Below are 24,611 nucleotides of genomic sequence, written 5' to 3'. Positions count from 1 at the left end.
GCCTGGTTCAGGCGATGCCCTTGAGCCGCCGCACCAGCGTGTTGCAGGTCTGTCTGATCCTTCTGTCCCGGCAGTCGACCACGCGCAGTTCCAGCGCCTGGATCAGCTCGGGGAGCCTTCCGCCGAACGCCGGGTCGCGTCTGAGCGCCAGCGGAATGTAGGTGGACGCCAGGTAGTAGAGGTAGGCGTCGTTGTAGACCGCGATCTCGCGGAGCACCTCGGCGGCCGTGTTGCGCAGCGACAGGGAGCTCGGAAGGGTGAAGTCGCTGCTGATGCGGCCGTCTCGCGTGTAGGTCGGGAACGACCATTCCTCCAGCGCCGCGTAGACGGGCGTCGCGTCGAGCTCCTGGCGGTAGCGCTCGGCCAGGTCGAAGTCGTTCGAGCTGATCAGCGAGCCCATCACCACGCCGCGCATCATGAAGGCGGTCTGCCGGCCGGGCACCTCGAAGCCGAGGTCGGCCTCCAGCGCCCCGGTCACCTTGCTGACCTGGTGCGTGAGGATGTTGAGCGCGAGGATCGAGTGGAACGAGTAGGTCTTGCGGTTCAGCCGCGGGGCCAGGTCGATGGACGAGTCGTAGAGCTTCTGGGGGTCCTCCAGGAGGCCCTGGCCGGCCTTGGTGGAGTAGAGCGCCTCCAGCGCCGTGTCCTGCTCGCGGCCCCAGAAGCGGGCGATGAACGAGGACGTCTTCTGCGTCGCCTGGCCGCGCATGATGTGCAGCCCGGCCTCCAGCGCGTTCAGCAGGTGCTGCTGGGCGACGGCCGAGTTCTGCAGGGCGTCCAGGTCGACGGTGAGCCCCTCGCGGTGCAGGTCGGCGACGAGCCCGTCGCGCCTCTTCCGGACGGCGTGCGCCATCGAGTACTCGGCGATGCCCGGCACGGACGACATGAGGCTCTGCAGCGACCGCCCGCTGACCCGGTCGAGCCACTCCACGTTGTCCCACAACCGGAAGACCGTGCTCTCGTCGAGCCCGGAGAAGGCCGCAACGTCGGACATGTTGAGTCCCATGTCCTTGGTGATGTCGGAGAGAGACCGAGGCTCGCCGTCCGCTGTCATCACTCGCCCTAGATGTGGCAGTTGCTGGCGCTTCGATCGTAGCGAAGCGCCGCGCGGACGGGACGGGCGATCGGCAGAAGTCCGGGAAAGCACCGCGGGGGTCATGCCGGCGTCACCCCGGGGACGCGCCCGACGCAGCCGATGAGCGGCAGCGGGCGCGTGTCGGGCAGGGGGGCGGGCCCCGGCAGCCGGGCGGGATAGGGGGCGAGCGTCCGCAGGCTCGCGAAGATGCGGGCGATCTCGTCCTCGCTCCGGGGGCGGAACGGGGTGTCGACGCCCTCGCACGGCCCGGAGACCGGGTCCAGCTCCGGCGACCGCACGGCGTGGCTGATCACCAGGTGGCTGCCGGGGGCGAGACCCGCGGCGAGCGCGGCGACGATCCCGGCCGGGTCGTCCTCGTCGGCGACGAAGTCCAGGACGCCGAGCAGGAACACCGCGACGGGCTCGGAGAAGTCGACCAGCCTCCGCAGGCCGGGGTCGCCGAGCAGCGCGGCCGGGGCGCGGACGTCCCCGGCGAAGGCGCCCATCCCGGCGTCGACGGCGAGCAGCGCCCGCGCGTGCGTCAGCACCATCGGGTCGTTGTCGACGTAGGCGACCCGGCAGGACGGGTCGGCCCGCCGGACGAGGTCGCCGAGGTTCTCGGCGGCGGGCAGCCCGCAGCCGACGTCGACGAACTGCCGCAGGCCGGCCTCCCCGGCGAGCAGTGCGGCGGCGTGGTCCAGGAAGCCCCTGTTCGCCTGGACGAGCCGCGGCACCGCCGGGCAGCTGCGCAGCGCACGCTCGGCGGACTCTCGGTCCGCGGCGTAGTTGTCCTTGCCGCCGAGGAGGTAGTTGCACATGCGGGCGACGCTGGCCGGCGCGGCGCCGGGCGCGGTCCCGCCCCCGGGAGGGGACGGTTCGGCCCGGCGGGCCGGGCTCAGCGCCGCCCCGGAGGTCACGGCAGCCGCCATCCGTCCCGGACGCCGACGCCGAACCAGAAGGTGGAGGTGCCGCTCCTGCCCCGGCAGGTGCCGTAGTCGGTGGCGAGCGCCTTCATCAGGGCGAGCCCGCGCCCGCCGGTCGGCAGCGCCTCGTCCGTCGGCCGCGGCGGCCCCTGGACCGCGCCGCCGTCGGTGATCTCGACGCGCACGTACCGGTCGACGTGCAGGACGGCCAGCGCGATCGTCCCGTCCCGGCGCGGCCGCGCGTGCAGCACCGAGTTGGTCAGGGCCTCGCTGGTCAGCAGTTCCAGGTCGCCGAGCTCGGACCGGTCGGCGCCGAAGTGCTGCCCGACGAGCTCGCGGACGTAGGAGCGGCCGAGCCGCACGGCGGGCGGCGTGGCGGCGAGGTCGATCTCGCCGATGAGGCGCCCGGACGACTTGCCGTTGTGGTTCCAGGCGGACGGGATCCCGATCTCCAGTGAGGGAGCGGGCGCGGGCACCAGAACGGGCGCCCCGGACCATGTGTCTGATGCGTTCATGGCGTTGTCGGCTTCACGTCTCCGTGTCGGGCTGTAAGCGAACATGTGCTTCTCGGCCAGGTCGATGTCGGACGTGGAAGTGAAACAACACACACTCTTACGCAGGGGCCTCGGGCCAGTCACCAACGCTTGCGCGCATGCAAGGGCCTTGCCGCACCCTGCGGGACGTCACACGCCGTCCAAGATCCGCCACATGGCGGCGCCTTACCGCTCTCCGCCGGGCCTGCGTCCCCAAGCGGAGATCAGTGGGGCGAGGGTGAGGTCGAGGGTCCCCGCGGCGATGGCGGCCAGCAGGTGACGGATCTCCTCGGCGGTGGCGTGCCCGCCCTCGATGAGCCGGTCGCGCACCTGGAGGATGGACGCGGTCTCCAGGACGCCGCAGGCCGGGGCCGACAGGGGGAAGAACGCGTCGGCGCGCACGTCGTCCAGGCCGGCGTCGCGCAGGAGCCGGGGGAGCCTGCGGCCGTAGGCGAGGTCGGCGCCGCGCTCGGTGAGCAGCGCGCGGAAGCCGCGCCGGACGGCGTTGGCGAGGCGCTCGTCCGGCCCGCGCTCGTCGGGGCAGGCCAGCGGCTGGAGCCCAGGGTCGGCGTCCTCGACGAGCAGGACGCCGCCGGGCCGCAGGGCGTCGACCATCGTCCGGAGGGCCCGGTCGCGGTCCGCGAGGTGGACCAGCACGAGCCGGGCGTGGACGAGGTCGAACGGCCCCTCGGGCGGGGCGTCGCGCACCAGGTCGTGGCGCCGGACCTCGACCGGGCCTCCGGCGAGCTCCGGCGCGTCCGCCAGCCAGGACACGTCGATGTCGGTCGCCAGCACGCGGCCGGCCGCCCCGACGCGGCCCGCGATCCAGGACGCCACGGACGGCCCGCCGGCGCCGACCTCCCAGACCCGCAGGCCGGGACGCAGGCCCGCGTCGTCGAGGTGGCGGAAGGTCCACGGGTCGAACAGCTCGGAGATCGCCTTGAAGCGGACGCCCGCCTCGGCCTGCCGGTTGTCCAGAAGGTAGTCCACCGTCCGATGATGCCCCCCCCGGTGGCGCGGGCGCGTGTCAGGGGACCAGTTCCGGCAGGAGGGTGTCGCGGAGGTCCGCGAGGGCCGCGCTCTCCGCCGTGGCGGCCTCCACCCGCCGGGCCAGCGCGGCGGCGAAACCGCCGAACGAGCGGGCGGCGCCGTCGCCGGGCCAGGGGACCGTGAAGGCGGCGATGTCCTGCCACTTGACGCGCGGCATCTTCGTACCGTCGCCGACGGCGCAGGCGTGCGCCACGACCTCGTCGCTCGCCAGGGCGGCGAGGAGCCAGCCCCGGCGGGCGGCGTCCTTCGGCCGGACGACGAGGACGTCGGTCGAGGCGACGCCGTCCACGAAGGCGAGGCCCGCCTTGTGGAAGGCGGGGCGGAGCCTGCCGAACAGGACGTCGCCGGCCGCGAAGCGCAGTTTCGCGCTGGTGACGCCGGACGCGTCGGTCCAGGTCGAGAGCCACATGTGCCTCTTCGGCATGTGCTCCAGGGCGATGTAGTTGTCGTCCCGTCCGATCCGCTCCGGCGGGACGGCGCCGCGCACCAGGTCGCCGAGGTCGCCGATCGGGACGGCGGACGCGGACGCGGCCGCCGCCTCGTCGTAGCGGGCGCGGACCAGCGCGTCGCCGCCGGCCGCGATGCGCCCGTTCACCTCGATCTTGTCGTCGAGCGCCCCCAGCACGGACGCCGCCGCGTCCTGCTCCGCGCGGGTCGGGCGCCGGACGGCGAGGCCGTTCAGGATCGCGTGGGTGAGGAGCGGCTGCCCCGAGCCCATGCGGTACCGGTTCAGGCCGAGCCGCCTGAGCAGGTAGGGGACGTAGCGCGGGTTCACGCCGTCCCTGGCCGTGGCGATGATGGCGTTGTCGGTGACCCAGCACTGGTCGGGGCTGTAGTGGACGGCCCCGCAGTAGCTCCCGACGCGCCCGACGATGGTGGAGCCCGGCCCGGCGTTGAACCCGCCGGACGTCCCGATGACCCCGTTGGCGCCGAACGTCCGGTAGCGGGTGCCCGGGACGGGTCGCGACCGGCCGTTCGAGAACGTGACGAGGTCGCCCAGGGCCACGTCAGTCATCGAGCCGCCCGGCCCGGCCGCCGAACCGGTCCAGCTCGTCCCGGACGACCTGGTCGAGCCGCGCCGACTCGTCCAGGTGCGTGAGGAGCTCCTTGGTGAGCCGCTCCACCCGGTCGGCCGCGGGCTCGTCGCCGCGGTCGGTCTCGGCGGCGCCGACGTAGCGTCCCGGCGTGAGGACGTGGCCGTGCGACCTGATCTCGTCCCGCCCCGCAGCGTGGCAGAAGCCGGGGACGTCGGAATGGCCGCCGTCGCGCCAGGCCCGGTAGGCGCCGGCGATCCGGGCGATGTCGTCGCCGGTGAGGATCCGCTCGGTGCGGTCGACCATCGTCCCCATCTCGCGGGCGTCGACGAAGAGCACCTCGCCCGGGACGCTCTTGCGCTTGTCGAGGAACCAGAGGCAGGCGGGGATCGGGGTGGTGCGGAAGAGCCGGTCCGGCAGCGCGACGACGCACGAGACGAGGTCGGCCTCCACCAGCGCCGCGCGGATCTCGCCCTCGCCCGACTGCCGGGACGACATGGATCCGTTCGCCATCACCACGCCCGCGCGGCCGCGCGGCCCGAGCTTGGCCACGATGTGCTGGATCCAGGCGAAGTTGGCGTTCCCCGCGGGCGGGACGCCGTACCGCCAGCGCGCGTCGCCGGGATCGCGGTACCAGTCCGACATGTTGAACGGCGGGTTGGCGAGGACGTGGTCGGCGGCGAGGCCGGGATGGGCGTCCTCGTAGAAGGCGTCGGCGCGGCGGACGTCACCCGCGATCTCGTGGACGGCCAGGTTCATCCTGGCCAGCCGCCATGTCCGCTCGTTGGCCTCCTGCCCGTACACCGCGATGTCGTCGGGCCGCCCCCGGTGGCTGAGGACGAACCTCTCCGCCTGCACGAACATGCCGCCGGAGCCGCAGCACGGGTCGTACACCCGTCCCCGGAACGGCTCCAGGACCTCCACCAGCAGCCTGACCACGCCGGCGGGGGTGTAGAACTCGCCGCCGCGCTTGCCCTCGGCCCGCGCGAACTTCTCCAGGAAGTACTCGTAGACCTCGCCGAGCACGTCCCGCGCGGGCCGCGTCCCGGAATCCGCCGCGAACCGCACCCGGCCGATCAGCTCGACCAGCTCGCCGAGGCGCCGCCGGTCGACCCGGGTGAAGATCTGGGGGAGTGCGCCGTCCAGCGACGGGTTGGCGCGCATGAGGGCGCCCATCGCCGCGTCGATCCGCTCACCGATGTCCCCGGCGGCGGGGGAGAGGTCCGCCCACCGCGCCCCGTCCGGGACCCGGAAGGCCCCGTCCCCGGAGGAGTCGGACACGTACTTGAGGAACACGAGCCCGAGGACGAAGTCCCGGTACTGCGCCGCGTCGACGGATCCGCGCAGCTTGTCGGCGGCCTTCCAGAGGACATCGCCCTTCCAGAGGAGATCGCCTTTCCCAGGGACATCGCCTTTCTTGAGGACACCGTCCATCCGCGTGACTTTAGCGCTCGGCCCGCCACGCCCGCGGGACGCCGTCGATGGACGGAGAGCCGGTGCGGTGCGAGGCTGCGGACGTGATGGTCGTGGGCGTCCTGGCGGTGGCGGCGCTGGCCGGATGGCTGTACCTGGCGTTCGCGCACGGCGGCTTCTGGCGGACGGGACCGGGGCTGCCCGACGCGCCGGAACCGGACGAGTGGCCCGAGGTCGTGGCCGTCGTCCCGGCCCGTGACGAGGCCGCCGTCCTCCCGGAGACGCTCCCGACCCTGCTCGCCCAGCGGTACCCGGGCGCCTTCCGCGTGGTCCTGGTCGACGACGCGAGCAGCGACGGCACCGCCGGGACGGCCGCCGCCCTGGCGGACGGCGACCCGGCCCTGACGGTCGTGCCCGCGAGGGAGCGGCCGGAGGGGTGGGCGGGCAAGGTCTGGGCGATGGCGGAGGGCGTCCGGGCGGCGGGCGAACCCGGCTTCCTGCTCTTCACCGACGCCGACATCGCCTACGCCCCCGGCGCCGTGGACGCGCTCGTGCGCGCCGCGGTGGCGGGACGCCGCGACCTGCTGTCGCAGATGGCGACGCTCAGCACCCGCACGGGCTGGGAGCGGGTGGTCGTTCCCGCCTTCGTCTACTTCTTCGCCCAGCTGTACCCGTTCCGCCGCGTCGGCCGCGACGGGGCGCGCACGGCCGCGGCCGCGGGCGGCTGCATGCTCGTGCGCCGGACCGCCCTCACCGGGGCGGGGGGCCTCGACCGGATCCGCGACGCGCTGATCGACGACGTGGCGCTGGGGCGGATGCTCAAGCGCGCGGGCGGGCGCTGCCGCCTCGATCTCAGCCGCGACGTCGTCAGCCGCCGCCCCTACCCGCGCCTCGCCGACCTCTGGGCGATGATCGCCCGCAGCGCCTACCACCAGCTGCGCTACTCGCCCGTCCTGCTCGCCGCGACCGTCGCCGGCCTGCTGCTCCTCTACGCGGTCCCGCCCGCCGCGACGGTCGCGGGCCTGGTCGCGGGCCCGGCCGGCGCAGGCGCGCCCGCCCTCGCGGCGGGCGGGCTCGCGTGGGCGCTCATGGCGGCCACCTATGCGCCGATGCTGCGCTTCTACGGCCTGTCGCCGCTGCGCGCCCCGGCCCTGCCGCTCGTCGCCCTGCTGTACGCGGCGATGACGCTCGACTCCGCCCGCAGGCACCGTGCCGGGCGGGGCGGCGCCTGGAAGGGGCGGACCGCGCCGGAGGGGGCTCCGTCAGGGCGGACTTTGTCAGGACGGCACAAATCCGGTGCCGGCGATGCGTCCCGCGCCACATTGGAGTAAGTGTCCAATTACGTTACTGTCGGGTGGCCGTCACGCCGGCGGCAGCGGCGAAGACTCCGCCGCCACGTCGAAGGGTTACCCGCCATGTCCCTCACCGTTCGCCGGGTCGTGCGCGCCGCGCTGGCGTCGTGCCTCGGCCTCGCCATGACGGCGGCGGCCCTGCAGGGCACCGCCGCCGCGGCGCCGCAGGACGCCAAGCCCCCGGCCGAGGACCCGTTCTACCAGCCGCCCTCCCCGCTCCCGGCGGGCGCGCCCGGTGACGTCATCCGGTCGCGGCCCGCGGTGTTCACCGTCGACCCGGTCGGCCACTCGCCGTACGCGGGCGTCCGGTCCTGGCAGGTGCTGTACCGGTCGGAGACGGTGCAGGGGCAGCCGACCGCCGTCTCGGGCATGGTCCTCGTCCCCACCAAGGAGTGGACGGGCGAGGGCAAGAGGCCGCTCGTGTCCTACGCCGTCGGGACGCGCGGACTCGGCGACGCCTGCGCCCCGTCCTACACCCTCACCCAGGGCATGGACTACGAGGAGCTGTTCATCGCCGACGCGCTCAGCCGCGGCTGGGCCGTCGCCGTGACCGACATGGAGGGGCTCGGCACCCCGGGTCAGCACACCTACGAGGTCGGCGGCTCGCAGGGCCGGGCCCTGCTGAACGTCGCCCGCGCCGCGCAGCGCCTCCCGGACGCCGGGCTCGGCGGCTCGCCGGTCGGCCTCTGGGGCTACTCGCAGGGCGGCACCAGCGCGGGCTGGGCGGCGGAGCTGGCGGGCACCTACGCCCCCGAGCTGGCGATCAAGGGCGTGTTCGCGGGCGGCGTCCCGGCGGACCTGCAAGCCGTCGCCAAGAGCCTGGACGGCTCCCCGTTCGTCGCGCTCATGTTCATGGCCGCCGTCGGCTACGACGCCGCCTACCCCGAACTCGACCTGGCCAAGTACCTCAACGACAACGGTCGCGAACTACTGGCGAAGGCCCAGGACATGTGCCTGGTCAGCTTCGACGGGCCCCTCACGGTCGTGCAGACGGCGTTCAAGCACATCAGCGACTACACGACCAGCGACCCGCTGGCCACGCCCGAGTGGCAGCGGCGCCTGGACGCCAACAAGCTCGGCTCCACCGCCCCGAGCGCGCCGGTGCTCCAGACGCAGGCCGTCTACGACGAGATCATCCCCGCCGGTCAGGCCGACACCCTCCACAAGGCGTGGTGCGCGAAGGGCGCCAACGTGACTTGGAAGACCTACACCTTCGCCGAGCACGCCACCGGCATGCTCTGGAGCGAGCCCGACGCGATGGCGTTCCTCGGCGACCGCTTCGCGGGCAAGCCGGTCACCGGCAACTGTGCCGCCTGAACCCCTGAGCCATAGGGCCGTCCCGCTCCGCAGGGGGCAGGATGGCCCTATGGATCTGGTGGAGTTCCTCCGCGCACGGCTGGACAGGGACGAGCAAATGGCCCGCGCCTGCTCCGGCGCCCCCTGGAAGGCGGCCCCCTCCGGCACGGTCAGCACCGTCGCCGGCGATCCCGGCGCGGACGCTCCCGCCTTCGTCGCGACGGCGGAGAACGGCGCGTACGCCGAGCACATCGCGCGCCACGACCCGGCCCGCGCGCTCGCCGAAGCGTCCGCCAAGCGCCAGATCGTCGACGACTACGAGAAGCAGTCCTGGATCCTCGGCCAGGGCCACCGCACCCCCGAGCTCGACGCGGCGCAGGCCGTCCGCGAGACGGTCCTGCGCCTCCTCGCCCTGCCCTACGCCCACCACCCCGCCTACCGGGAGGAATGGCGGCCCTAGGCGTCGGTGATCAGCGCGGGGTGGCCCGGGTCGTCCACCTTCAGGACGACGTCGGCGGCCCGCACCGGCTCGACCTCGGAGTCGTAGCGCGCGTAGGCGGGAAGCGTCCACGCCTCGTCGCCGGCCGTCCGGCGCGCCAGCGCCCCGCGCGACAGGGACAGGTGGACGGTGAGCTCGAACGGCAGCCCGCGCCCGAGCAGCAGCGAGCCGTCCAGCAGCAGGACCCCGCCGGGCCGGACGCTCACGTAGTCCGCCCTCGTCGCCCGGTCGAGCGCCGCGTCCCACAGGCTGGGCAGGACCCTCCCCGTACCGGACGGCTCCAGCGGCCCCAGCACCTCCCGGACGAGCCCGCCCACGTCGAGCCACTCGTCGTAGAAGAGGTCGGGGTCGTCCCGCCCGTGCTCGTAGCGCAGGGACGCCGGCCGCAGGAAGCCGCGCGCGGACACCCTCACGACGTCCCGCCCCCGAGCGCGCAGGGGCGAGACGAGGGCGTCGGCCAGATCCGAAGGCGCCGCGGGCGGCGCCCCGTCGATCGCCACCCGCGACCAGGAGCCGGTCCCGAACGCCGCGATCCGGTCGGCCAGCTCCTCGACCACCAGAGACGGCGAGATCGGTCGTGCGCGCATCACCTCATCCTGCCCGCAACCCCGGGCGCGCCTGACACACCGGCCTCTCGGAATGTAACCTCGGTACCGGGCCGAGAGGCGCTGCAACGGGCGAGAGCCCGCCACGCTCGGCCCGTGACACCTGATTCCCAAGGGCGCCTCCCAGATTCCATGGGAGGTGCTCGAAAACAATGACTCAGACTCCATTGCGCGAACTTCTTGAGCAGCGGATCGCGGTGCTGGACGGCGCGTGGGGCACGATGCTCCAGGGCGCGGGCCTGACCCCCGCCGACTACCGCGGCGACCTCATCGGCGACGACCACCCCAAGGACGTCACCGGCGACCCCGACCTGCTGAACCTCACCCGCCCCGACGTGATCCTGGACGTCCACCGGCAGTACCTGCGGGCCGGCGCCGACATCACGACCACCAACACCTTCACCGCGACCGGCATCGGGCAGGCCGACTACGGCCTGGAGAGCCTGGTCCGCGAGATGAACGTGCAGGGCGCCCGGCTGGCCCGGCAGGCCGCCGACGAGTTCGGCGGGCGCTACGTCGCCGGCTCCATCGGCCCGCTGAACGTCACGCTCTCGCTGTCCCCGCGGGTCGACGACCCGGCCTACCGAGCCGTCACGTTCGACCAGGTCAAGGACGCCTACGCCGAGCAGATCGGCGCGCTCGCCGAGGGCGGCGTCGACCTGCTGCTGATCGAGACGATCTTCGACACGCTGAACGCGAAGGCCGCGATCGCCGCGGCCCGCGAGGTCGCCCCGCACCTGCCGCTGTGGATCTCGGTGACCATCGTCGACCTGTCCGGCCGGACGCTGTCCGGGCAGACCGTCGAGGCGTTCTGGCGGTCGATCGAGCACGCCGAGCCGCTGGTCGTGGGCGTGAACTGCTCGCTCGGCGCCGACGAGATGCGCCCCCACGTGGAGGAGCTGGCGCGCCTGGCCGGCACCTACACCGCCTGCCACCCGAACGCGGGCCTGCCGAACGCCTTCGGCGGCTACGACGAGACCCCGGAGGAGACCGCCCGCAAGGTCGGCGAGTTCGCCGCCTCCGGCATGGTCAACGTCGTCGGCGGCTGCTGCGGGACGGGCCCCGAGCACATCGCCAGGATCGCCGAGGCGGTGCGGGGCGTCGGCTCCCGCGAGGTCGTCCGGCCCGGCGCGGCGAGCCGGTTCAGCGGCCTGGAGCCGTTCGCGATCGGCGCCGACACCGGCTTCGTGATGATCGGCGAGCGCACCAACGTCACCGGCTCCAAGAAGTTCCGCAAGCTCATCGAGGCGGGCGACCACCAGGCCGCCGTGGACGTGGCGCTCGACCAGGTGCGCGGCGGCGCGAACCTGCTCGACGTCAACATGGACGCCGACCTGCTCGACAGCGAGCGGGAGATGACGACCTTCCTCAACCTCATCGCCACCGAGCCCGAGGTCGCCCGCATCCCGATCATGGTCGACAGCTCGCGGTGGAGCGTGCTGGAGGCGGGGCTGAAGACCGTCCAGGGCAAGGGCGTCGTCAACTCCATCAGCCTCAAGGAGGGCGAGGGCCCGTTCCTGGAGCAGGCCCGCCGCATCCGCGACTTCGGCGCCGGCGTCGTCGTCATGGCCTTCGACGAGACGGGCCAGGCCGACACCACCGAGCGCAAGGTCTCGATCTGCGCCCGCGCCTACGACCTGCTCACGCAGGAGGTCGGCTTCCCCGCCGAGGACATCATCTTCGACCCGAACGTCCTCGCCGTCGCGACCGGCATCTCCGAGCACAACGGCTACGCCAAGGCGTTCATCGACGCGCTGCCCCTCATCAAGGAGCGCTGCCCGGGCGCCCGCACCAGCGGCGGCATCTCCAACCTGTCGTTCTCCTTCCGTGGCAACGACGTCGTCCGCGAGGCGATGCACTCGGCGTTCCTGTTCCACGCCGTCCGGGCCGGCCTCGACATGGGCATCGTCAACGCCGGGCAGCTCGCCGTCTACGAGGACATCCCCGCCGACCTGCTCGAACTGGTCGAGGACGTGCTGTTCGACCGCCGCCCCGACGCCACCGACCGGCTCGTGTCGTTCGCCGAGAACGTCAAGGGCGAGCGGACGAAGCGGGAGGTCGACCTGTCCTGGCGGGACGCGCCGGTCGCCGCACGCCTCTCCCACGCCCTCGTGCACGGCATCATCGACTTCATCGAGGACGACACCGAGGAGGCCCGACAGGAGGCCGAGCGCCCCCTCGACGTCATCGAGGGCCCGCTGATGGACGGCATGAAGGTCGTCGGCGACCTGTTCGGCTCCGGCAAGATGTTCCTCCCCCAGGTGGTCAAGAGCGCCCGCGTGATGAAGCGGTCGGTCGCCTACCTGGAGCCCTTCATGGAGAAGGAGAAGCAGGAGGCGATCGCCGCCGGCCGCGCGCACAGCGACCGCGGCCAGGGCAAGATCGTCCTCGCGACGGTCAAGGGCGACGTGCACGACATCGGCAAGAACATCGTCGGCGTCGTCCTCGGCTGCAACAACTACGACGTCATCGACCTCGGCGTCATGGTCCCCGCCGCCAAGATCCTGGAGACCGCCGTCCAGGAGGGCGCCGACGCCATCGGGCTGTCCGGGCTGATCACCCCGTCCCTGGACGAGATGGTCTCCGTGGCCGCCGAGATGGAGCGCCGCGGCATGCGGCTGCCGCTGCTGATCGGCGGCGCCACCACGTCCCGGCAGCACACCGCCGTGAAGATCGCCCCCGCCTACGACGCGACGACCGTGCACGTCCTGGACGCCTCCCGCGTCGTCGGCGTCGTCTCCGACCTGCTCGACGACGAGCGCGCCGCGGCCCTGGACGCCGCCAACCGCGAGGAGCAGGCCCGGCTCCGCGAGCAGCACGAGAAGAAGCAGCGCCGCCCCCTGCTCACCGTCGAGCAGGCCCGCGAGAACCGGGAGCGGGTCGACTTCGGCGACCTGCCGGCGCCCGACTTCACCGGCGTGCGGATCGTCCGCCCCGAGATCTCCGCGATCCGCGAGATGATCGACTGGCAGTTCTTCTTCCTGGCCTGGGAGCTGAAGGGCAAGTACCCGGCGATCCTCGACCAGCCCGTCGCGCGCGAGCTGTTCGACGAGGGCAACGAGCTGCTCGACCAGATCATCGCCGACGGCTCGTTCGAGGCCCACGGCGCCTACGGCTTCTGGCCCGCGCACTCCGACGGCGACGACATCGTCCTGCCCGGCGCCGCGCGCTTCCCGATGCTGCGCCAGCAGACGTCCAAGCCCGCGGGGCGCCCCAACCGCTGCCTCGCCGACTACGTCGCCCCGTCCGGCGACCACCTCGGCGGCTTCGCCGTGACGATCCTCGGCGCCGAGGACCTCGCCGCGAAGTACGAGCACGACAACGACGACTACAAGTCGATCATGGTGAAGGCCCTCGCGGACCGCCTCGCCGAGGCGTTCGCCGAGTACGTCCACCTGGAGGCCCGCCGCGCCTGGTTCGAGCCGGACGCCGACCCCGCCCTGGAGGACCTGCACGCCGAGCGGTTCCGCGGCATCCGCCCCGCCCTCGGCTACCCGGCGAGCCCCGACCACAGCCTCAAGCAGACCCTGTTCGACCTGCTGGACGCGGGCCGCCTCGGCATGAAGCTCACCGAGTCGTACGCGATGGCCCCGGCCGCCAGCGTCAGCGGCCTGATCTTCGCCCACCCGGCGTCGCGCTACTTCACGGTCGGGCGCGTCGGCAAGGACCAGATCGAGGACTACGCCCGCCGCTGCGAGCTCCCCGTCGCGGAGGTCGAGCGCTGGCTCGCCCCCAACCTCGCCTACGACCCGTCCTGACGGTTCGGCCACTGCCCGGTGGCGTCCACGGGACCGTGGATGTCACCGGGCGGTGGGATCATGCTCGCGTGGAGATACAGGCACTGATCGACCAGTTGGCCGGGCCCGAGAGCAGGGCCGCGGCCGACGCCCTCGTGGCCGCCGGAGAGCCCGCCGTCCGACCCGTCCTGGCCGTCCTGTGCGACGAGGACTCCCCGGTCGCCTGGACCACCGGCGCCACCATCCTGCGGCGCATCGGCCTTCCCGCCCTCGACCCCCTGGTCGAGGCCATGGCGGCGGCGCCCACCGACGAGGTCGCCCGCCGCTGCGGCTGGGCCCACTGCGGCCTGCGGATCGAAGATCTGGCGGCCTTCCTCCCCGGCCTGAGCCACCCGAGCCCCAAGGTCCGCGCGAACACCGCCTACGTCCTGCAGCTCAAGGGGGAGGCGGCCCTCCCGCACGCCCCCGCTCTGCTCGCCCGCCTGGACGACCCCGACCCCGACGTCCGGCAACGCGTCGCCTGGGCCATCGGGGAGATCGGCCCGGGCGTCGTCCCGCACCTGCGCCGGCTCCGCCGCTCCCGGGGGGCCGTCCGCCGCCGCGCCCTGGAGGTCCTCGCCGCGGTCGGCGGCCCGTCCGCGCTCGACGACCACGACCTGGCCCTCGTCCGGCGGCTGATCCGGTCCAAGCTCGCCACCGAGACGCCCGAGCCCATGCACCTGTGCGGCACCTGGTACGCCGTCCCCACCGGCGACCGGGACGCCGTCCTCGACGCCTTCGGCCTCTCCGATCCCGAGCCGGTCACGATGCGGCTCGGCGCGTCCGCCTGGAACCAGGACCACCACGTCTGGGGCGGTGACCACCGCTCCTGCCGCCGCGTCTACGTCACCCCGCGCCTGGACGGCTGGACCCTCGTCTTCGGCGACCCCTTCCCCGACCACGAGGACGGCATCGACGCCGCCGCGGTCCAGGACCGCTGCCGCGACCTGAGCCGCCGGTTCGGCGCGGCCCACTGGTACGGCGCGAGCTGCGGCGACGAGTGGACGGCCTGGTGCGTCGCCGAGGACGGCGGCCTCGTCCGCTACTACGACGTCTTCGAGCCGGCCGACCAGATCGGCTCCCACCCCGCCGAGGACGGCTACGTCCTCCCGCACGACGACGCCTTCCCCGACGACGCCTTCGACGGTGTCGAGGTCAACGACAGCGCCGCCTTCCAGGCCCGGTACTTCCAGGTCAAGGAGGACCTCGGCATCCCCGACGAGTGCCACGCCACGAGCTTCGCGGCCCGCGCCTCGGTCGACCCGTCCGCTCTGGGCGCGGAGACGTCAGTCCAGGGGCACGCCGTCCTGGCGCTGACCTCCTGCGGCCGCCGCCACGGCCACCCCCCGGGCGCGCTGGAGATCTGACCGGGCGGGCGCCGGTAGGATCACCTGCCGAGATGGAGATCGAGATGGTCGCCGTCCCCGCGGGGACGGTGACGCTGTCGGACCGGCGGACGCGGCGCAGCTGGCCGGTCGACCTCGCGCCGTACCGGCTGGCGGCGTATCCGGTCACCCAGGCGCAGTACGCGCGGGTCGCCGGTCGACGGCCGAGCACCGCCCGGGGAGACCTGCTGCCCGTCGAGTGCGTCTCGTGGTCGGACGCGGTGGAATTCTGCAACGCCCTGTCCCGGTGTGAGGGGCTGGCGCCCGCGTACCGGCTCGACGCCGGCGGCGAGGGCGCCGAGTGGGACGCCTCCGCCGACGGGTACCGGCTGCCGACCGAGGCCGAATGGGAGCACGCCTGCCGCGCCGGCACGACCGGCCCGCGGTACGGCCCGCTCGACGAGATCGCCTGGTACCGCGGCAACGCCGGGGAGCACGTCCACGACGTGGGCGGCAAGCGGCCCAACGCGTGGGGCCTGTACGACATGCTGGGCAACGTCTGGGAATGGTGCTGGGACCTCTACGACGCCGAGGTCTACGGCGCCTACCGGGTGCTCCGAGGCGGCGGTTGGTCCGACGAGCACTGGAGCTGCCGGGCGTCGGTGCGGCGCCGCAGCCACCCGACGTTCCGGATCGACGACGTGGGCCTGCGCGTGGCGCGTTCCGCCGTCCGCTGACGGCGGGCGGAGGGGCGGCGGAAAGGGCCGCCCGCGCGCGTGCAAACGGCGAGTAGATCATTCGTTTTTGCAGGCCAGTGGCGCTTTTGCCGTTTTAGTCCCTGATCCTCAGGCTATGTCGTCAGGGTCAGGGGAAATCGGCAAGGAAGCGAAGGCTGATCATGGCGGAAGCGGGCACGGGGAACGGCAGCAAGGCCCAGGAGCTCCCCGTCGAGCAGCTCAAGGACGCCGGCCGCGCCCTGGCTCAGGCGCTCATGGTGCGGGCGCTGGAGAAGGCGAGCGGCCAGATCGAGGGCCTGACCGAGCGGCTGGACGGCGGGAACGGCGGCGGAGCCGCCGGGAAGGCGGCGGTCAAGGGCGCGCAGAAGATCGCCGAGGGTGAGTCGCCCCTCAAGGCGGGCCTCAGCGCGGGCGCCGCCGGGGCGAAGGAGATGGTCAAGGACAAGGTCAAGGACGCCCTCCCCGGAGGCGGGGGCAAGGGCAAGGGCGGTGGCCAGGGCAAGATGAAGGTCACCAACATCCTCGAGGAGTTCGACGTGGGGCTGCCCCGCCGCGTCGCCTACGACCAGTGGACGCAGTTCGCCGACTACCCGAGCTTCACCAAGAAGGTCGAGAGCGTCGAGCAGGAGTCCGACGAGAAGATCAACTGGCGGGCGCAGGTCTTCCTGTCCCACCGCACCTGGGAATCGACGATCATCGAGCAGGTTCCCGACGAGCGGATCGTCTGGAAGTCCAAGGGCCCCAAGGGCTACGTCGACGGCGCGGTGACGTTCCACGAGCTGGCGCCGTCCATGACCCGGGTCCTGCTGGTGGCCGAGTACCACCCGGACGGGTTCTTCGAGAAGACGGCGAACATGTGGCGCGCCCAGGGCCGCCGCCTCCGCCTGGACTTCAAGCACATCAAGCGCCACATGATGACCAAGACGCTGCTGGAGCAGGAAGAGGTCGAGGGCTGGCGCGGCGAGATCCGCGACGGCGAGGTCGTCAAGACCCACGAGGACGCCCTCAAGGAGGAGCAGGAGGCCAAGGACCGCGAGGAGGGTGAGAAGGAGGAGCCGGAGGCGAAGCAGCACGAGGAGAAGGAGAAGCAGGAAGGCGAGAACGAGCCGGAGGCGAAGCAGGAAGGCGAGGAGCCGGAGGCGAAGCAGGAGGACGAGAAGGAAGAGTCCGGGGCGAAGCAGGAGGAGAAAGAGCCAGAAAGCGCCCGTGCCTGATGTCTTCGCTGGTGGAAGGCGGGGCTGAGGGGGAAGGACGTCCCCGGGACCAGGATCGAGCATCGGGGGGAACGATGAGCGACGGCGCGTCCGGCAAGCCTGATCGCGAGCGGAACGAGTCCCGCGATGACTCGGAGGGCCTGACCGGAAAGACCATCCAGCCGGACCGGCGGGCGCAGCCCGCGGAGGGCCCGGACGTCCATCTCGACGTCCCGCAGGTCAAGGTCGAGGAGATCTCGCTGGAGGTCGAGAACCTGGAGGCGCACGTCTCGCTCGTCGCCGAGGTCCTCGACCTGCTCAAGCTGAACGTCGGCGCGGACGTGTACCTCGGCAGGGTCAAACTGGAGATCAAGGGCGTCGAGGCGGAGGCCGAGCTCCAGGTCCGGCTGGACAACGTCGCCATCATCGTCGACCGCGTCCTGACCACCCTGGACCGCAACCCGGAGATCCTCCAGCACATCGGACGCGGACTGGAGTCGGCCGTGAGCGACATCGGCTCCGGCACCGGCAGCGCCGTGGGCGAGGTCGGCAAGGGCGCCCGGGGCGCCGTGGAGGACGTCGGCCGCGGAGCCGGCGGCGCCGTCGAGAGCGTCGGCGAGGGCGCGGGCGGCGCGGTGAAGGACGTCGGTGAAGGCGCGGGCGGCGCGGTCAAGGAAGTCGGCAAGGGCGCGGGCGAAGGCGTCAGCCAGGTCGGCCGAGGCGCGGGCGAGGGAGTCAGCCAGGTCGGCAAGGGCACCGGCCGAGCGGCCGAGCACGTGGGCGAAGGCGCGGGCGAAGGCGTCGGCGAAGCGGGCAAGGGCGCGGGCCGAGCCGCCGAACAAGTGGGCCAGGGCGCGGGCGAGGGCGTAGGCGAAGCAGGCAAGGGCGCGGGCCGCGCGGCCGGACAGGTAGGCGAAGGCGTCGGCGAAGCGGGCAAGGGCGCAGGCCGAGCCGCCGAAGGCGCAGGCGAGGGCGTCCGGGACGCGGGCAAGGGCGCCGGACAGGCCGCCGAAGCCACCGGCAAGGGCGTCGAGGACACGGTGAGCAAAACGGCCGAAACCGCAAAAGGCGCCACCGACACGGCGACGTCCGAGGACTCCTCCGAAGAAGGCAAGGAGCAGGCAGAGCCCAACGCCTCGTCAGAGCAGGACACAGAGGGCACGGAGCCAAAGAACCCTCCCGACCAAGACAAGGAGGGAGCGGACTCCGAGAACTCCTCCGACCGAAACGAGGAAGGAGCGGAGTCAGAGAACTCCTCCGACCGGGAGGAGGAAGGAACGGACTCCGAGGACACCTCCGACCGGGACGAGGAAGGAACGGACTCCGAGGACACCTCCGAGGACTCCTCTGAGCGGGGCGAGGAGGAAGTGAAGTCGGACGCCTCCTCGGGCGACGAGGAGGACAAGCCGGAGGGCGAAAAGAACACGGACAGCGGCGCGGGCACGTCCGACGGAGAGCAGGAGATCACGGCCCTTCAGGGCGCCCTGCGCGAGACTGAAGATTCCGTGCGCGAACTCGGCAAGGCACTCCTGCGGATGCTCTCCCAGCAAGGCACGCGCTCATGAGCCCCGGCGACCTCCCGGACGCTGAGCTCCAGCGCACGGCGGACATCCTCTTCACCGCCAGAGTGAAGGCCGACGAACTCCGCTTCGAAGTGGTCCCCGACGTCTCGGTGACGTTCACCGAGGGCTCGTCCGACGAGTCCGCCTCCGGAAGCGCCCGCACCAACCTCCCGGACAAGGTCGAGTCCCACACCACCTACCAGGACATCCAGATCGACTACGCCATAGCCGCCAAGCTCACCCCACCGCCGGAGTGACCCCGCCCGATCGCTGCGGGGTCGACCTTCGACCAGATGTTCGAGAAACGGGGGTGCGGGGGTGCCGGGCGGTCTAGGGTCGCGGCGTGGTGAACGTTGATGGGGCTGAGCCCTGCGGTGGGTTCTGGGCCGATTCCGCCCGGATCCGGGGCGGTTACCTTGCTGAAGTGCCGACGCACGCGCTGGTGATGAAGGTCGCCGAGGAGGTCGGCGAGGTCGTCGAGGCCTATCTGGGAATGACCGGCGGCAATCCCCGCAAGGGCGTCCACAAGACCGTCGCGGACGTCCTGGACGAGTTGGCCGACGTGATCCTGTCCGCCGCCGTGCCCATGGTCGACCTGGCCGGAGGCCCTGAACAGGCCGGTCAGCACCTGGCCGGGCGGCTCGGCGTCGTGTCCGGCCGCGAGGTGGCCGCGATGCCCGGGAACGGCTGGCACGGCTCGTTCATCGCGCCGCACGTCCCGTTGCGGCGCGATGACGGGGCGGTGCTGATGCTGCGCCGCTTCAACACCGGCTACCGCGACGGCTGGCTTTGCCCGCCCGCCGGGCGCATCGAGCCCGGCGAAGACGTCCTGGCGGCCGCGATCCGCGAGGCATGGGAGGAGACCGGCGTGACGCTGCATCGCGACGATGCCGTGTTCAGCCATGTCATGCACCGCACCGCCGCGTCATTGCCCGGCCCCTGCCATGCCGTCAGCGACTACTGGTTCACCTTTCGGAACTGGGCGGGCGAACCGCGCGCGGCCGAACCCGACAAGGCCTCGGAAGCGCTGTGGATCGATCCGGCGGAGCCACCGCCCGACCTGATTCCCCACTGCGCGCAGGTCCTCGCAGCCATCGGCCGCGGGGAAGCGTTCAGCGTCCACGGGTGGGAGGAATCCCGCTGAGTCAGCGCAGCAGTGTGTTGCGCAAGGTGATGCTGTGCAGGAGGCGCAGCCTGCGCACCTCGTAGTAGGCGAGGGCCGACACCGTCACCGGCGCTCCCAGTATCAGCGCGAAGGCCAGGAGGTTCGGAACTCCCTTGAAGGAGTCGTCGAACACGTTCACCACGGCCATCACCCAGGACGCGGCCACGCTCACCAGGGGCGGCACCAGCTCGTGGATGTCGGCCGTCCGGAACACGTTGGTCAGGGAGAGGACGATGCCGTAGAGGGTGAAGGGGAGCATCCAGAGGAAGAGGACCACGCCCACGGGGACCATCACCACCGGCCCGGCCGCGTCGCGCACACCTTCCAGATCGGGGACGGCCGCGAGCACGAACGTGAACATGGAGCCGAACATCGCGCCGACCGCGATCAGGGGGTAGCGGAGCCGGCGCGCGAACGCGCCGCGGTTCGGCGGCCGGGCGGCCACCACGAAGCCCCCGACGACCAGGGGCAGGACGCACGTGAGGATCAGGACGTTGATCCAGGCGTCGCCGAACCGCTCGCTCGCCAGTTCCTTGGGGGCGGTGACCCTGTAGACGGCGGCCACGGCGAGCGTCACCACGATGCCCGCCCAGGCGCGGAGGACCTGCAGCTTCCGGACGCGCGCGTCGACGATCAGGTCCGGCCGCGAAGGCCGGAACGCCTTCTGCGCGACGCGGAACGGGTTCACCTTCCGGATGCCCCGTCCCATCCGCGACGGCGGACGCGGCGGGGGCGGCTGGAATCCCGGAGGCGCTTGGTATCCCGGGGGCGGATACGGCGGGTGCGGAGGCGGAGGCTGCGGCGGGTAGGGACGCCCCGGGTAAGGCGGGTAAGGCTGATAGTGGGGCGGCGGTGCCCCGTATCCGGGATGAGGCGGCTGACTGTGCGGCGGAATCGGGGGCGGTCTGTGCCCACCGGGTCCCCATGACGGACCACCGGGACCTGTCACCAAGGGCTCCTCAGGGGTGTCGCTGTGGACGTCCGAAACACCGGCCCGGATGGGCCCGGGACCATGGTGCATGATCTGGCCGAATCCGTGCAGTGGAGTCGACCCGAACGTTAGATGCGGCCAGGGCGCCGTCTGTTCAGGCGCCGTCGCGTTCGTCCGTGAGCGCGGCGTGCCGCCGTCATGACCCCTCCCCAGGGCGGCGGCACGCCGCGTACTCGATGTTCGGGGGGAAGGACACGGGCGGATGCGCCACCAGACCCACTTTCCGCAGGCCGGGCCACAAGTGACGCCGCGTCGGCGACGAGTGGGGGACGACGAGAAGCGCGGAAAGGACGTCGGGGGGCCTGGCAGTGCCAGGCCCCCCGAGAACTGGACCTGGCCGGTGCCAGGCCCTGCGAGTGGGTCAGACGTCGGCCGCGGCCTTGGTCACGGCCACGGCGTCGCGGATGCCGACGGCCATGCCCGTGCCCACGCCGCAGAAGACGGGCAGAGCCAGCCAGAAGGTGGGGTTCCCGCCGGCGATGTCGAGGCCGGCGATGCCGAAGGCGGCCATGACGAAGCTCACGGCGACTCCGACGGTGGCGATGTTGGCGGCGATGCGGGAGGCCGTCTCCCGCCGGTCGGCCGTGCCGGGGGCGCAAGCGCCGATCAGGACGCCGCAAACGCCGGAGATGAGGCCGTAGCGGGCGCCGAGGATGGCACCGGAGACGAGAAGGTCGAGGTCGGTGGAGCCGGCGGCCCCCATCCAGCTCACCCCCATGGCGATGCCCTGGACGACGGCGCCGAAGACGGCACCGATGACGATCGAGATCACTCGGATCCTCTTCGCCGTGGCCCGCCGGTACAGGTCCGTCGAACTCTGCCGAACCGTCCTCCAGAGCGGCTGACGCTTTTTCATCGTGTTCCCCTCTTTGGGTCAGGGTGCGCGTGCCTTGCACGGGCAACCGAGTTGTTTGTCGAGCGCTCGTGGTCCCACCACGATGCTTGGGTCCTACCGTGCCGAGCATCGCCCTCCCGGCAATCGATCGAGTGCGCTCTCGGATGAGAGCGCCGATCCGGAGCCGCGCCGACCGGCCCTGGTGATGAGTTGTCGCGTCCGGGGCCGTCATACCTGTGACAGGACACGACGAGGGGGAGGATGACGTGATGGGTGCGGACACGCGGTCGGAGGAGCCGGGCGTGAGCGGGCTGGGCGAGGTCGACGAGCCGGCGTTCACGGGGCTGGCGGAGCGGCACCGGCGGGAACTGCACGTGCACTGCTACCGGATGCTCGGGTCGTTCGAGGACGCCGAGGACACCGTGCAGGAGACGTTCCTGCGGGCCTGGCGCCGCCGGGAGACCTTCGAGGGGCGGTCGACGTTCCGGGCCTGGCTGTACCGGATCGCCACCAACGCCTGCCTGGACCTGCTCGCCAAGCGCCGCCCGGAGCCCGCGACCGGCGGTGAGGTGCTGTGGTTGCAGCCCTACCCGGACCGGCTGCTCGACGAGCTGCCCGCGGGCGACGCGGACGAGCCGGAGGCCGTCGCCGTCGCGCGGGAGACGATCGAGCTGGCGTACCTGGTCGCGGTCCAGCATCTGGCGCCGCGTCCGCGGGCCGTGCTGATCCTGCGGGACGTGCTCGGCTGGCCGGCGAAGGACGTCGCGGAGCTCCTCGGGAAATCCGTCAACTCCGTGAACAGCATGCTGCAGCGGGCCCGTGCCGGCATGCGGGAGCACCTCCCCGCCGAGCGGCAGGACTGGACCGGCGGCGAGGACGACGCCGGGACGCGCGAGCTGGTGCGCCGCTTCACCGACGCCAGCGTGGCCACGGACGTCGACGGGCTCGCCGCGCTGCTGCGGGACGACGTCCGCTGCTCGATGCCGCCCACGCCGGGCCTGAACGCCGGCCGCGACGCGGTGGTGAAGGACTGGGTCGAGGACGGCTTCGAGCACCTGACGGGTTTGCGCGCCGTCCAGACCTCCGTGAACCGGCAGCCCGCCGTCGCCTTCTATCTCTGGCGGGAGCGGGAGGGCGCGTACCTGCCGTTGACGATCGACGTCCTGCGCGTCACCGGCGGGGCGATCACCGAGATCGTCACCTTCCACGACGACCGGTTCCCGAGTCTCGGGCTGCCCGAGCGCCTGCCGGCGGACGGCACGGAGTAGTCCCGGTGCGAACGCTCGCGCTGCGCGGCGGCGGGCGGGTCGCGGTGGTCGCGGCGGAGTGGCGCGACGCGTTCCTCGTCGTCACCCAGGGGCGGGTGCAGCTGGAGCTGCGCGACGGCGAGCCCGGACCGGTCCTCGGACGCGACGCCGGGTTCTGGCTCCGCGGCACCGGCGTCCGTGCCCTGCGCAACCCCGGCCGTCGCACGGCGAGAGTGCGCGTCGTCACCCCGAAGCCAGGGCCGTCACTTGCCGGACACCACACCCCGTACGCCCGTTACCGAATGCGGAGAAACGACATGAACATGAATGACACCGGGGCCGTCGCAGGCCGGACCTCGGGCCGGACAAGCCGCATCCGCCGCCTCGTCGTCACCGGCTTCGTCGCCACGCTCGCGGCGATGGCGGCCACCACCCTCGCCGCCGCGCTTGCCCAGGCCGCCGGCGTCGACTTCGAGATCCCCGATGGCGGCGAGTCGATTCCGTTGCCCGGGTTCGCCGTGGTGACCGGCTTCTTCTCGGTCGTGGGCATCGGCATCGCCCTCGCTCTCCTTCGCTGGAGCGCGCGCCCCGCCGAGCGATTCGTGTGGACGGCGGTGTCGCTGACGGCGATCTCGCTGGTCCCGCCCTTCCTCGCCGGGGCCGACACCGCCACGACCACGGCCCTCCTCGGGCTGCACCTCCTCCCCGCGACGGTGATGATCCCCACCCTGGCGAGAAGCCTCCGCACCCGAACCGGCTGAGCGTTCCGGCGACGGGAACAAGCGAACGGGGGCCTGGTGATTCCAGGCCCCCGGCGAGCTCGGCCTGGCGTGTGCCGGGCCGTGAGTAGGTCAGTCGTCGGTGTCGAGGGCGACGACGAGGATCCCCGCGGCGTAACTGCAGATGCCGCTGAAGGCGCCGCGGACACCGGCGTCATCGATGGGGTCGAGGACGTCGGCGAGGGGCAGGCCGAAGGCGGCCATGACGATGCTCGCGACGCAGGCGGCGACCCCGGTGAAGACGACACCGCCGGCGATGTGGATGGTCACCTTCCGCTCGTCGGCGATGTCGAAGGCGGTGAAGGCTCTCTGGCAGGCGCCGAAGATGCCGCAGCCGGCGCCGATGAGGATGCCGGTGATGATCTTGGCGCCGAGATAGCCGAAGTCACCGGACTCCATGGGGTCTCGCCCGTGGTGCTGCATGTCGGCGAGGACGACGGCGTAGTCCAGGCCCTGGATGACGGCTCCGACGAGGGCGCCGCCACCGGTGCCCAGAGCGAGCAAGCTCAACAGGCGCTTGTTCATGGTGTTTCCCCCTGTTTGGGTCGGGGTGCGCGTGCCTTGCACGTGCACCGGGTTGTTTGTACGACCGCCAGTGGTCAATGGCGGTTCTTGGGCTTCTACCGTGCCGAGCGAAACCCTCCCGGCAACGCCTGGCGCGCCCGGTGCCGCGTCTCGCGATCTGTCGGTGACTCGGGCGAGTCGGTGCATGGCTTCACGGGCCGGCGCGCCGCGTACTCGGCCATCGCCTGGACGGGTCACGGGTGGATGCGCGACCAGATCCACTTGCCGCCGGCCGGGTCTCCCGTGACGCCGCACTGGCTCGACAGCGCCTGGACGATGTGAAGGCCCCAGCCGCCGTTGTCGTCGAACGCCTCATAGGAGAGGTCGAGATCTTCGAGGGTGAGTTCCTTCATCGGCTTGGCCTTGGGGAGGGCGAAGTCGGCGTCCCAGACGGCGATGACGATGCCGTGCGCGTCCCGGCTGAGCTGGAGGCGGATCTCCTTGTGCGGCGTCTGCCGGGCCGCGTTCGTGACGAGCTCCGAGACGACGAGAAGCGCATTGTCGAGAATGTGAGAATAGCTCCAATTGCGGATTCTCGCGTCCACGAGCGTACGTGCTAGCCCCACTGCGGACGGTGTGCCCATAAGGGGCATAAGTAGATCTCCGGTCGCCGTCATCACGATCGTCCCCGTCCTTGTCCGAGATTTTGATTTCCTG

General features: G+C 72.2%; 23 protein-coding genes and 1 riboswitch. Of the genes, 12 read left to right on the top strand and 11 right to left on the bottom strand.

Going from position 1 to position 24,611, the window contains the following annotated elements:
* Positions 1–7 precede the first annotated feature (7 nt).
* The 6 genes from ABD944_RS22770 to ABD944_RS22745 all read right to left on the bottom strand — a co-directional run bounded on the left by ABD944_RS22770 (position 8) and on the right by ABD944_RS22745 (position 6,049).
* Positions 8–994 carry a hypothetical protein gene (locus ABD944_RS22770; protein WP_345179563.1) on the bottom strand — a complete coding sequence of 329 codons (987 nt, stop codon included), beginning with the start codon at positions 992–994 and terminating at the stop codon, positions 8–10.
* A gap of 161 nt (positions 995–1,155) precedes the next feature.
* Complete coding sequence (locus ABD944_RS22765) at positions 1,156–2,004, bottom strand: SAM-dependent methyltransferase (RefSeq protein ID WP_345179562.1); 849 nt, start codon at positions 2,002–2,004, stop codon at positions 1,156–1,158.
* The gene (locus tag ABD944_RS22760) at positions 1,989–2,513 is read right to left on the bottom strand and encodes an ATP-binding protein (RefSeq protein ID WP_345179559.1); all 525 of its coding nucleotides are present in this window, start codon (positions 2,511–2,513) and stop codon (positions 1,989–1,991) included. The genes ABD944_RS22765 and ABD944_RS22760 overlap by 16 nt, the downstream gene beginning before the upstream one ends.
* 204 nt (positions 2,514–2,717) lie before the next feature.
* Positions 2,718–3,521 carry a methyltransferase domain-containing protein gene (locus tag ABD944_RS22755; protein WP_345179557.1) on the bottom strand — a complete coding sequence of 268 codons (804 nt, stop codon included), beginning with the start codon at positions 3,519–3,521 and terminating at the stop codon, positions 2,718–2,720.
* A 37-nt stretch (positions 3,522–3,558) separates the two neighbouring features.
* Positions 3,559–4,596 (bottom strand): restriction endonuclease subunit S, encoded by a 1,038-nt coding sequence (locus ABD944_RS22750; RefSeq protein WP_345179554.1) that lies wholly within the window; start codon positions 4,594–4,596, stop codon positions 3,559–3,561.
* Complete coding sequence (locus ABD944_RS22745) at positions 4,589–6,049, bottom strand: type I restriction-modification system subunit M (protein WP_345179552.1); 1,461 nt, start codon at positions 6,047–6,049, stop codon at positions 4,589–4,591. Before ABD944_RS22745 ends, ABD944_RS22750 begins: the two co-directional genes overlap by 8 nt.
* A gap of 62 nt (positions 6,050–6,111) precedes the next feature.
* On the opposite strand from ABD944_RS22745, the gene ABD944_RS22740 reads away from it, so the two are divergent.
* From ABD944_RS22740 to ABD944_RS22730, 3 genes are all read left to right on the top strand, one after another.
* A complete protein-coding gene (locus tag ABD944_RS22740) occupies positions 6,112–7,359 on the top strand; it encodes a glycosyltransferase (protein WP_345179550.1) in 1,248 nt (415 codons plus the stop codon).
* A gap of 84 nt (positions 7,360–7,443) precedes the next feature.
* Complete coding sequence (locus tag ABD944_RS22735; protein ID WP_345179548.1) at positions 7,444–8,697, top strand: lipase family protein; 1,254 nt, start codon at positions 7,444–7,446, stop codon at positions 8,695–8,697.
* A 49-nt stretch (positions 8,698–8,746) separates the two neighbouring features.
* Positions 8,747–9,136, top strand: a complete 390-nt coding sequence (locus ABD944_RS22730) for a DUF6221 family protein (protein ID WP_345179545.1) — start codon at positions 8,747–8,749, stop codon at positions 9,134–9,136.
* Here the strand turns inward: ABD944_RS22730 and ABD944_RS22725 are convergent.
* Complete coding sequence (locus ABD944_RS22725; protein WP_345179542.1) at positions 9,133–9,762, bottom strand: nucleoside/nucleotide kinase family protein; 630 nt, start codon at positions 9,760–9,762, stop codon at positions 9,133–9,135. The two genes, ABD944_RS22730 and ABD944_RS22725, sit on opposite strands and share 4 nt — an antisense overlap.
* 67 nt (positions 9,763–9,829) lie before the next feature.
* Positions 9,830–9,909, top strand: a riboswitch (S-adenosyl-L-homocysteine riboswitch).
* 23 nt (positions 9,910–9,932) lie between these two features.
* Here ABD944_RS22725 and metH point away from each other — a divergent pair.
* From metH to ABD944_RS22690, 7 genes are all read left to right on the top strand, one after another.
* Positions 9,933–13,538: a methionine synthase gene (gene metH, locus ABD944_RS22720; protein ID WP_345179540.1), complete on the top strand. Its 3,606-nt coding sequence runs from the start codon at positions 9,933–9,935 to the stop codon at positions 13,536–13,538.
* Positions 13,539–13,606: 68 nt separating this feature from the next.
* Positions 13,607–14,923: a HEAT repeat domain-containing protein gene (locus ABD944_RS22715; RefSeq protein ID WP_345179537.1), complete on the top strand. Its 1,317-nt coding sequence runs from the start codon at positions 13,607–13,609 to the stop codon at positions 14,921–14,923.
* A 44-nt stretch (positions 14,924–14,967) separates the two neighbouring features.
* A complete protein-coding gene (locus tag ABD944_RS22710; protein ID WP_378190716.1) occupies positions 14,968–15,618 on the top strand; it encodes a formylglycine-generating enzyme family protein in 651 nt (216 codons plus the stop codon).
* A 161-nt stretch (positions 15,619–15,779) separates the two neighbouring features.
* Positions 15,780–16,832, top strand: a complete 1,053-nt coding sequence (locus ABD944_RS22705) for an SRPBCC family protein (protein ID WP_345179534.1) — start codon at positions 15,780–15,782, stop codon at positions 16,830–16,832.
* A 74-nt stretch (positions 16,833–16,906) separates the two neighbouring features.
* Positions 16,907–18,376: a putative sodium/potassium/calcium exchanger gene (locus ABD944_RS22700; RefSeq protein ID WP_345179533.1), complete on the top strand. Its 1,470-nt coding sequence runs from the start codon at positions 16,907–16,909 to the stop codon at positions 18,374–18,376.
* Positions 18,373–18,630 carry a hypothetical protein gene (locus tag ABD944_RS22695; protein WP_345179531.1) on the top strand — a complete coding sequence of 86 codons (258 nt, stop codon included), beginning with the start codon at positions 18,373–18,375 and terminating at the stop codon, positions 18,628–18,630. Before ABD944_RS22700 ends, ABD944_RS22695 begins: the two co-directional genes overlap by 4 nt.
* Positions 18,631–18,716: 86 nt before the next feature.
* Positions 18,717–19,517: an NUDIX domain-containing protein gene (locus tag ABD944_RS22690; RefSeq protein ID WP_345179530.1), complete on the top strand. Its 801-nt coding sequence runs from the start codon at positions 18,717–18,719 to the stop codon at positions 19,515–19,517.
* A 1-nt stretch (position 19,518) separates the two neighbouring features.
* Here ABD944_RS22690 and ABD944_RS22685 read toward each other — a convergent pair whose 3' ends face one another.
* Together ABD944_RS22685 and ABD944_RS22680 are read right to left on the bottom strand one after the other, a co-directional pair.
* Complete coding sequence (locus ABD944_RS22685) at positions 19,519–20,247, bottom strand: hypothetical protein (protein WP_345179528.1); 729 nt, start codon at positions 20,245–20,247, stop codon at positions 19,519–19,521.
* A 643-nt stretch (positions 20,248–20,890) separates the two neighbouring features.
* On the bottom strand, positions 20,891–21,301 hold the full coding sequence (locus ABD944_RS22680; RefSeq protein WP_345179527.1) for a hypothetical protein: 411 nt from the start codon (positions 21,299–21,301) through the stop codon (positions 20,891–20,893).
* A gap of 332 nt (positions 21,302–21,633) precedes the next feature.
* On the opposite strand from ABD944_RS22680, the gene ABD944_RS22675 reads away from it, so the two are divergent.
* Both ABD944_RS22675 and ABD944_RS22670 read left to right on the top strand, forming a co-directional pair.
* Positions 21,634–22,632, top strand: a complete 999-nt coding sequence (locus ABD944_RS22675; RefSeq protein WP_345179525.1) for an RNA polymerase subunit sigma-70 — start codon at positions 21,634–21,636, stop codon at positions 22,630–22,632.
* Positions 22,633–22,637: 5 nt separating this feature from the next.
* A complete protein-coding gene (locus ABD944_RS22670; RefSeq protein ID WP_345179523.1) occupies positions 22,638–23,372 on the top strand; it encodes a DUF6069 family protein in 735 nt (244 codons plus the stop codon).
* 90 nt (positions 23,373–23,462) lie between these two features.
* Here ABD944_RS22670 and ABD944_RS22665 read toward each other — a convergent pair whose 3' ends face one another.
* Together ABD944_RS22665 and ABD944_RS22660 are read right to left on the bottom strand one after the other, a co-directional pair.
* A complete protein-coding gene (locus tag ABD944_RS22665; RefSeq protein ID WP_345179522.1) occupies positions 23,463–23,915 on the bottom strand; it encodes a hypothetical protein in 453 nt (150 codons plus the stop codon).
* Positions 23,916–24,148: 233 nt separating this feature from the next.
* Positions 24,149–24,499, bottom strand: coding sequence for an ATP-binding protein (locus tag ABD944_RS22660; protein WP_345179520.1), 351 nt, complete (start codon positions 24,497–24,499; stop codon positions 24,149–24,151).
* Positions 24,500–24,611 lie beyond the last annotated feature (112 nt).

Origin of the sequence: Actinomadura verrucosospora, from assembly GCF_039540335.1 — a bacterium.
Lineage (GTDB): Bacteria > Actinomycetota > Actinomycetes > Streptosporangiales > Streptosporangiaceae > Spirillospora > Spirillospora verrucosospora.
Note: the sequence above shows the minus strand (reverse complement) of the source record. Positions and strands in the feature narration are given on the sequence as shown.

Bases quoted from the DNA above. Each gene is read 5' to 3' on its own strand.
- ABD944_RS22770 (WP_345179563.1), bottom strand. From the start codon at position 994: ATGTCCGACGTTGCGGCCTTCTCCGGGCTCGACGAGAGCACGGTCTTC.
- ABD944_RS22765 (WP_345179562.1), bottom strand. From the start codon at position 2,004: ATGGCGGCTGCCGTGACCTCCGGGGCGGCGCTGAGCCCGGCCCGCCGG.
- ABD944_RS22760 (WP_345179559.1), bottom strand. From the start codon at position 2,513: ATGAACGCATCAGACACATGGTCCGGGGCGCCCGTTCTGGTGCCCGCG.
- ABD944_RS22750 (WP_345179554.1), bottom strand. From the start codon at position 4,596: ATGACTGACGTGGCCCTGGGCGACCTCGTCACGTTCTCGAACGGCCGG.
- ABD944_RS22745 (WP_345179552.1), bottom strand. From the start codon at position 6,049: ATGGACGGTGTCCTCAAGAAAGGCGATGTCCCTGGGAAAGGCGATCTC.
- ABD944_RS22735 (WP_345179548.1), top strand. From the start codon at position 7,444: ATGTCCCTCACCGTTCGCCGGGTCGTGCGCGCCGCGCTGGCGTCGTGC.
- ABD944_RS22730 (WP_345179545.1), top strand. From the start codon at position 8,747: ATGGATCTGGTGGAGTTCCTCCGCGCACGGCTGGACAGGGACGAGCAA.
- ABD944_RS22725 (WP_345179542.1), bottom strand. From the start codon at position 9,762: ATGCGCGCACGACCGATCTCGCCGTCTCTGGTGGTCGAGGAGCTGGCC.
- metH (WP_345179540.1), top strand. From the start codon at position 9,933: ATGACTCAGACTCCATTGCGCGAACTTCTTGAGCAGCGGATCGCGGTG.
- ABD944_RS22710 (WP_378190716.1), top strand. From the start codon at position 14,968: ATGGTCGCCGTCCCCGCGGGGACGGTGACGCTGTCGGACCGGCGGACG.
- ABD944_RS22705 (WP_345179534.1), top strand. From the start codon at position 15,780: ATGGCGGAAGCGGGCACGGGGAACGGCAGCAAGGCCCAGGAGCTCCCC.
- ABD944_RS22700 (WP_345179533.1), top strand. From the start codon at position 16,907: ATGAGCGACGGCGCGTCCGGCAAGCCTGATCGCGAGCGGAACGAGTCC.
- ABD944_RS22695 (WP_345179531.1), top strand. From the start codon at position 18,373: ATGAGCCCCGGCGACCTCCCGGACGCTGAGCTCCAGCGCACGGCGGAC.
- ABD944_RS22685 (WP_345179528.1), bottom strand. From the start codon at position 20,247: ATGGGACGGGGCATCCGGAAGGTGAACCCGTTCCGCGTCGCGCAGAAG.
- ABD944_RS22675 (WP_345179525.1), top strand. From the start codon at position 21,634: ATGGGTGCGGACACGCGGTCGGAGGAGCCGGGCGTGAGCGGGCTGGGC.
- ABD944_RS22665 (WP_345179522.1), bottom strand. From the start codon at position 23,915: ATGAACAAGCGCCTGTTGAGCTTGCTCGCTCTGGGCACCGGTGGCGGC.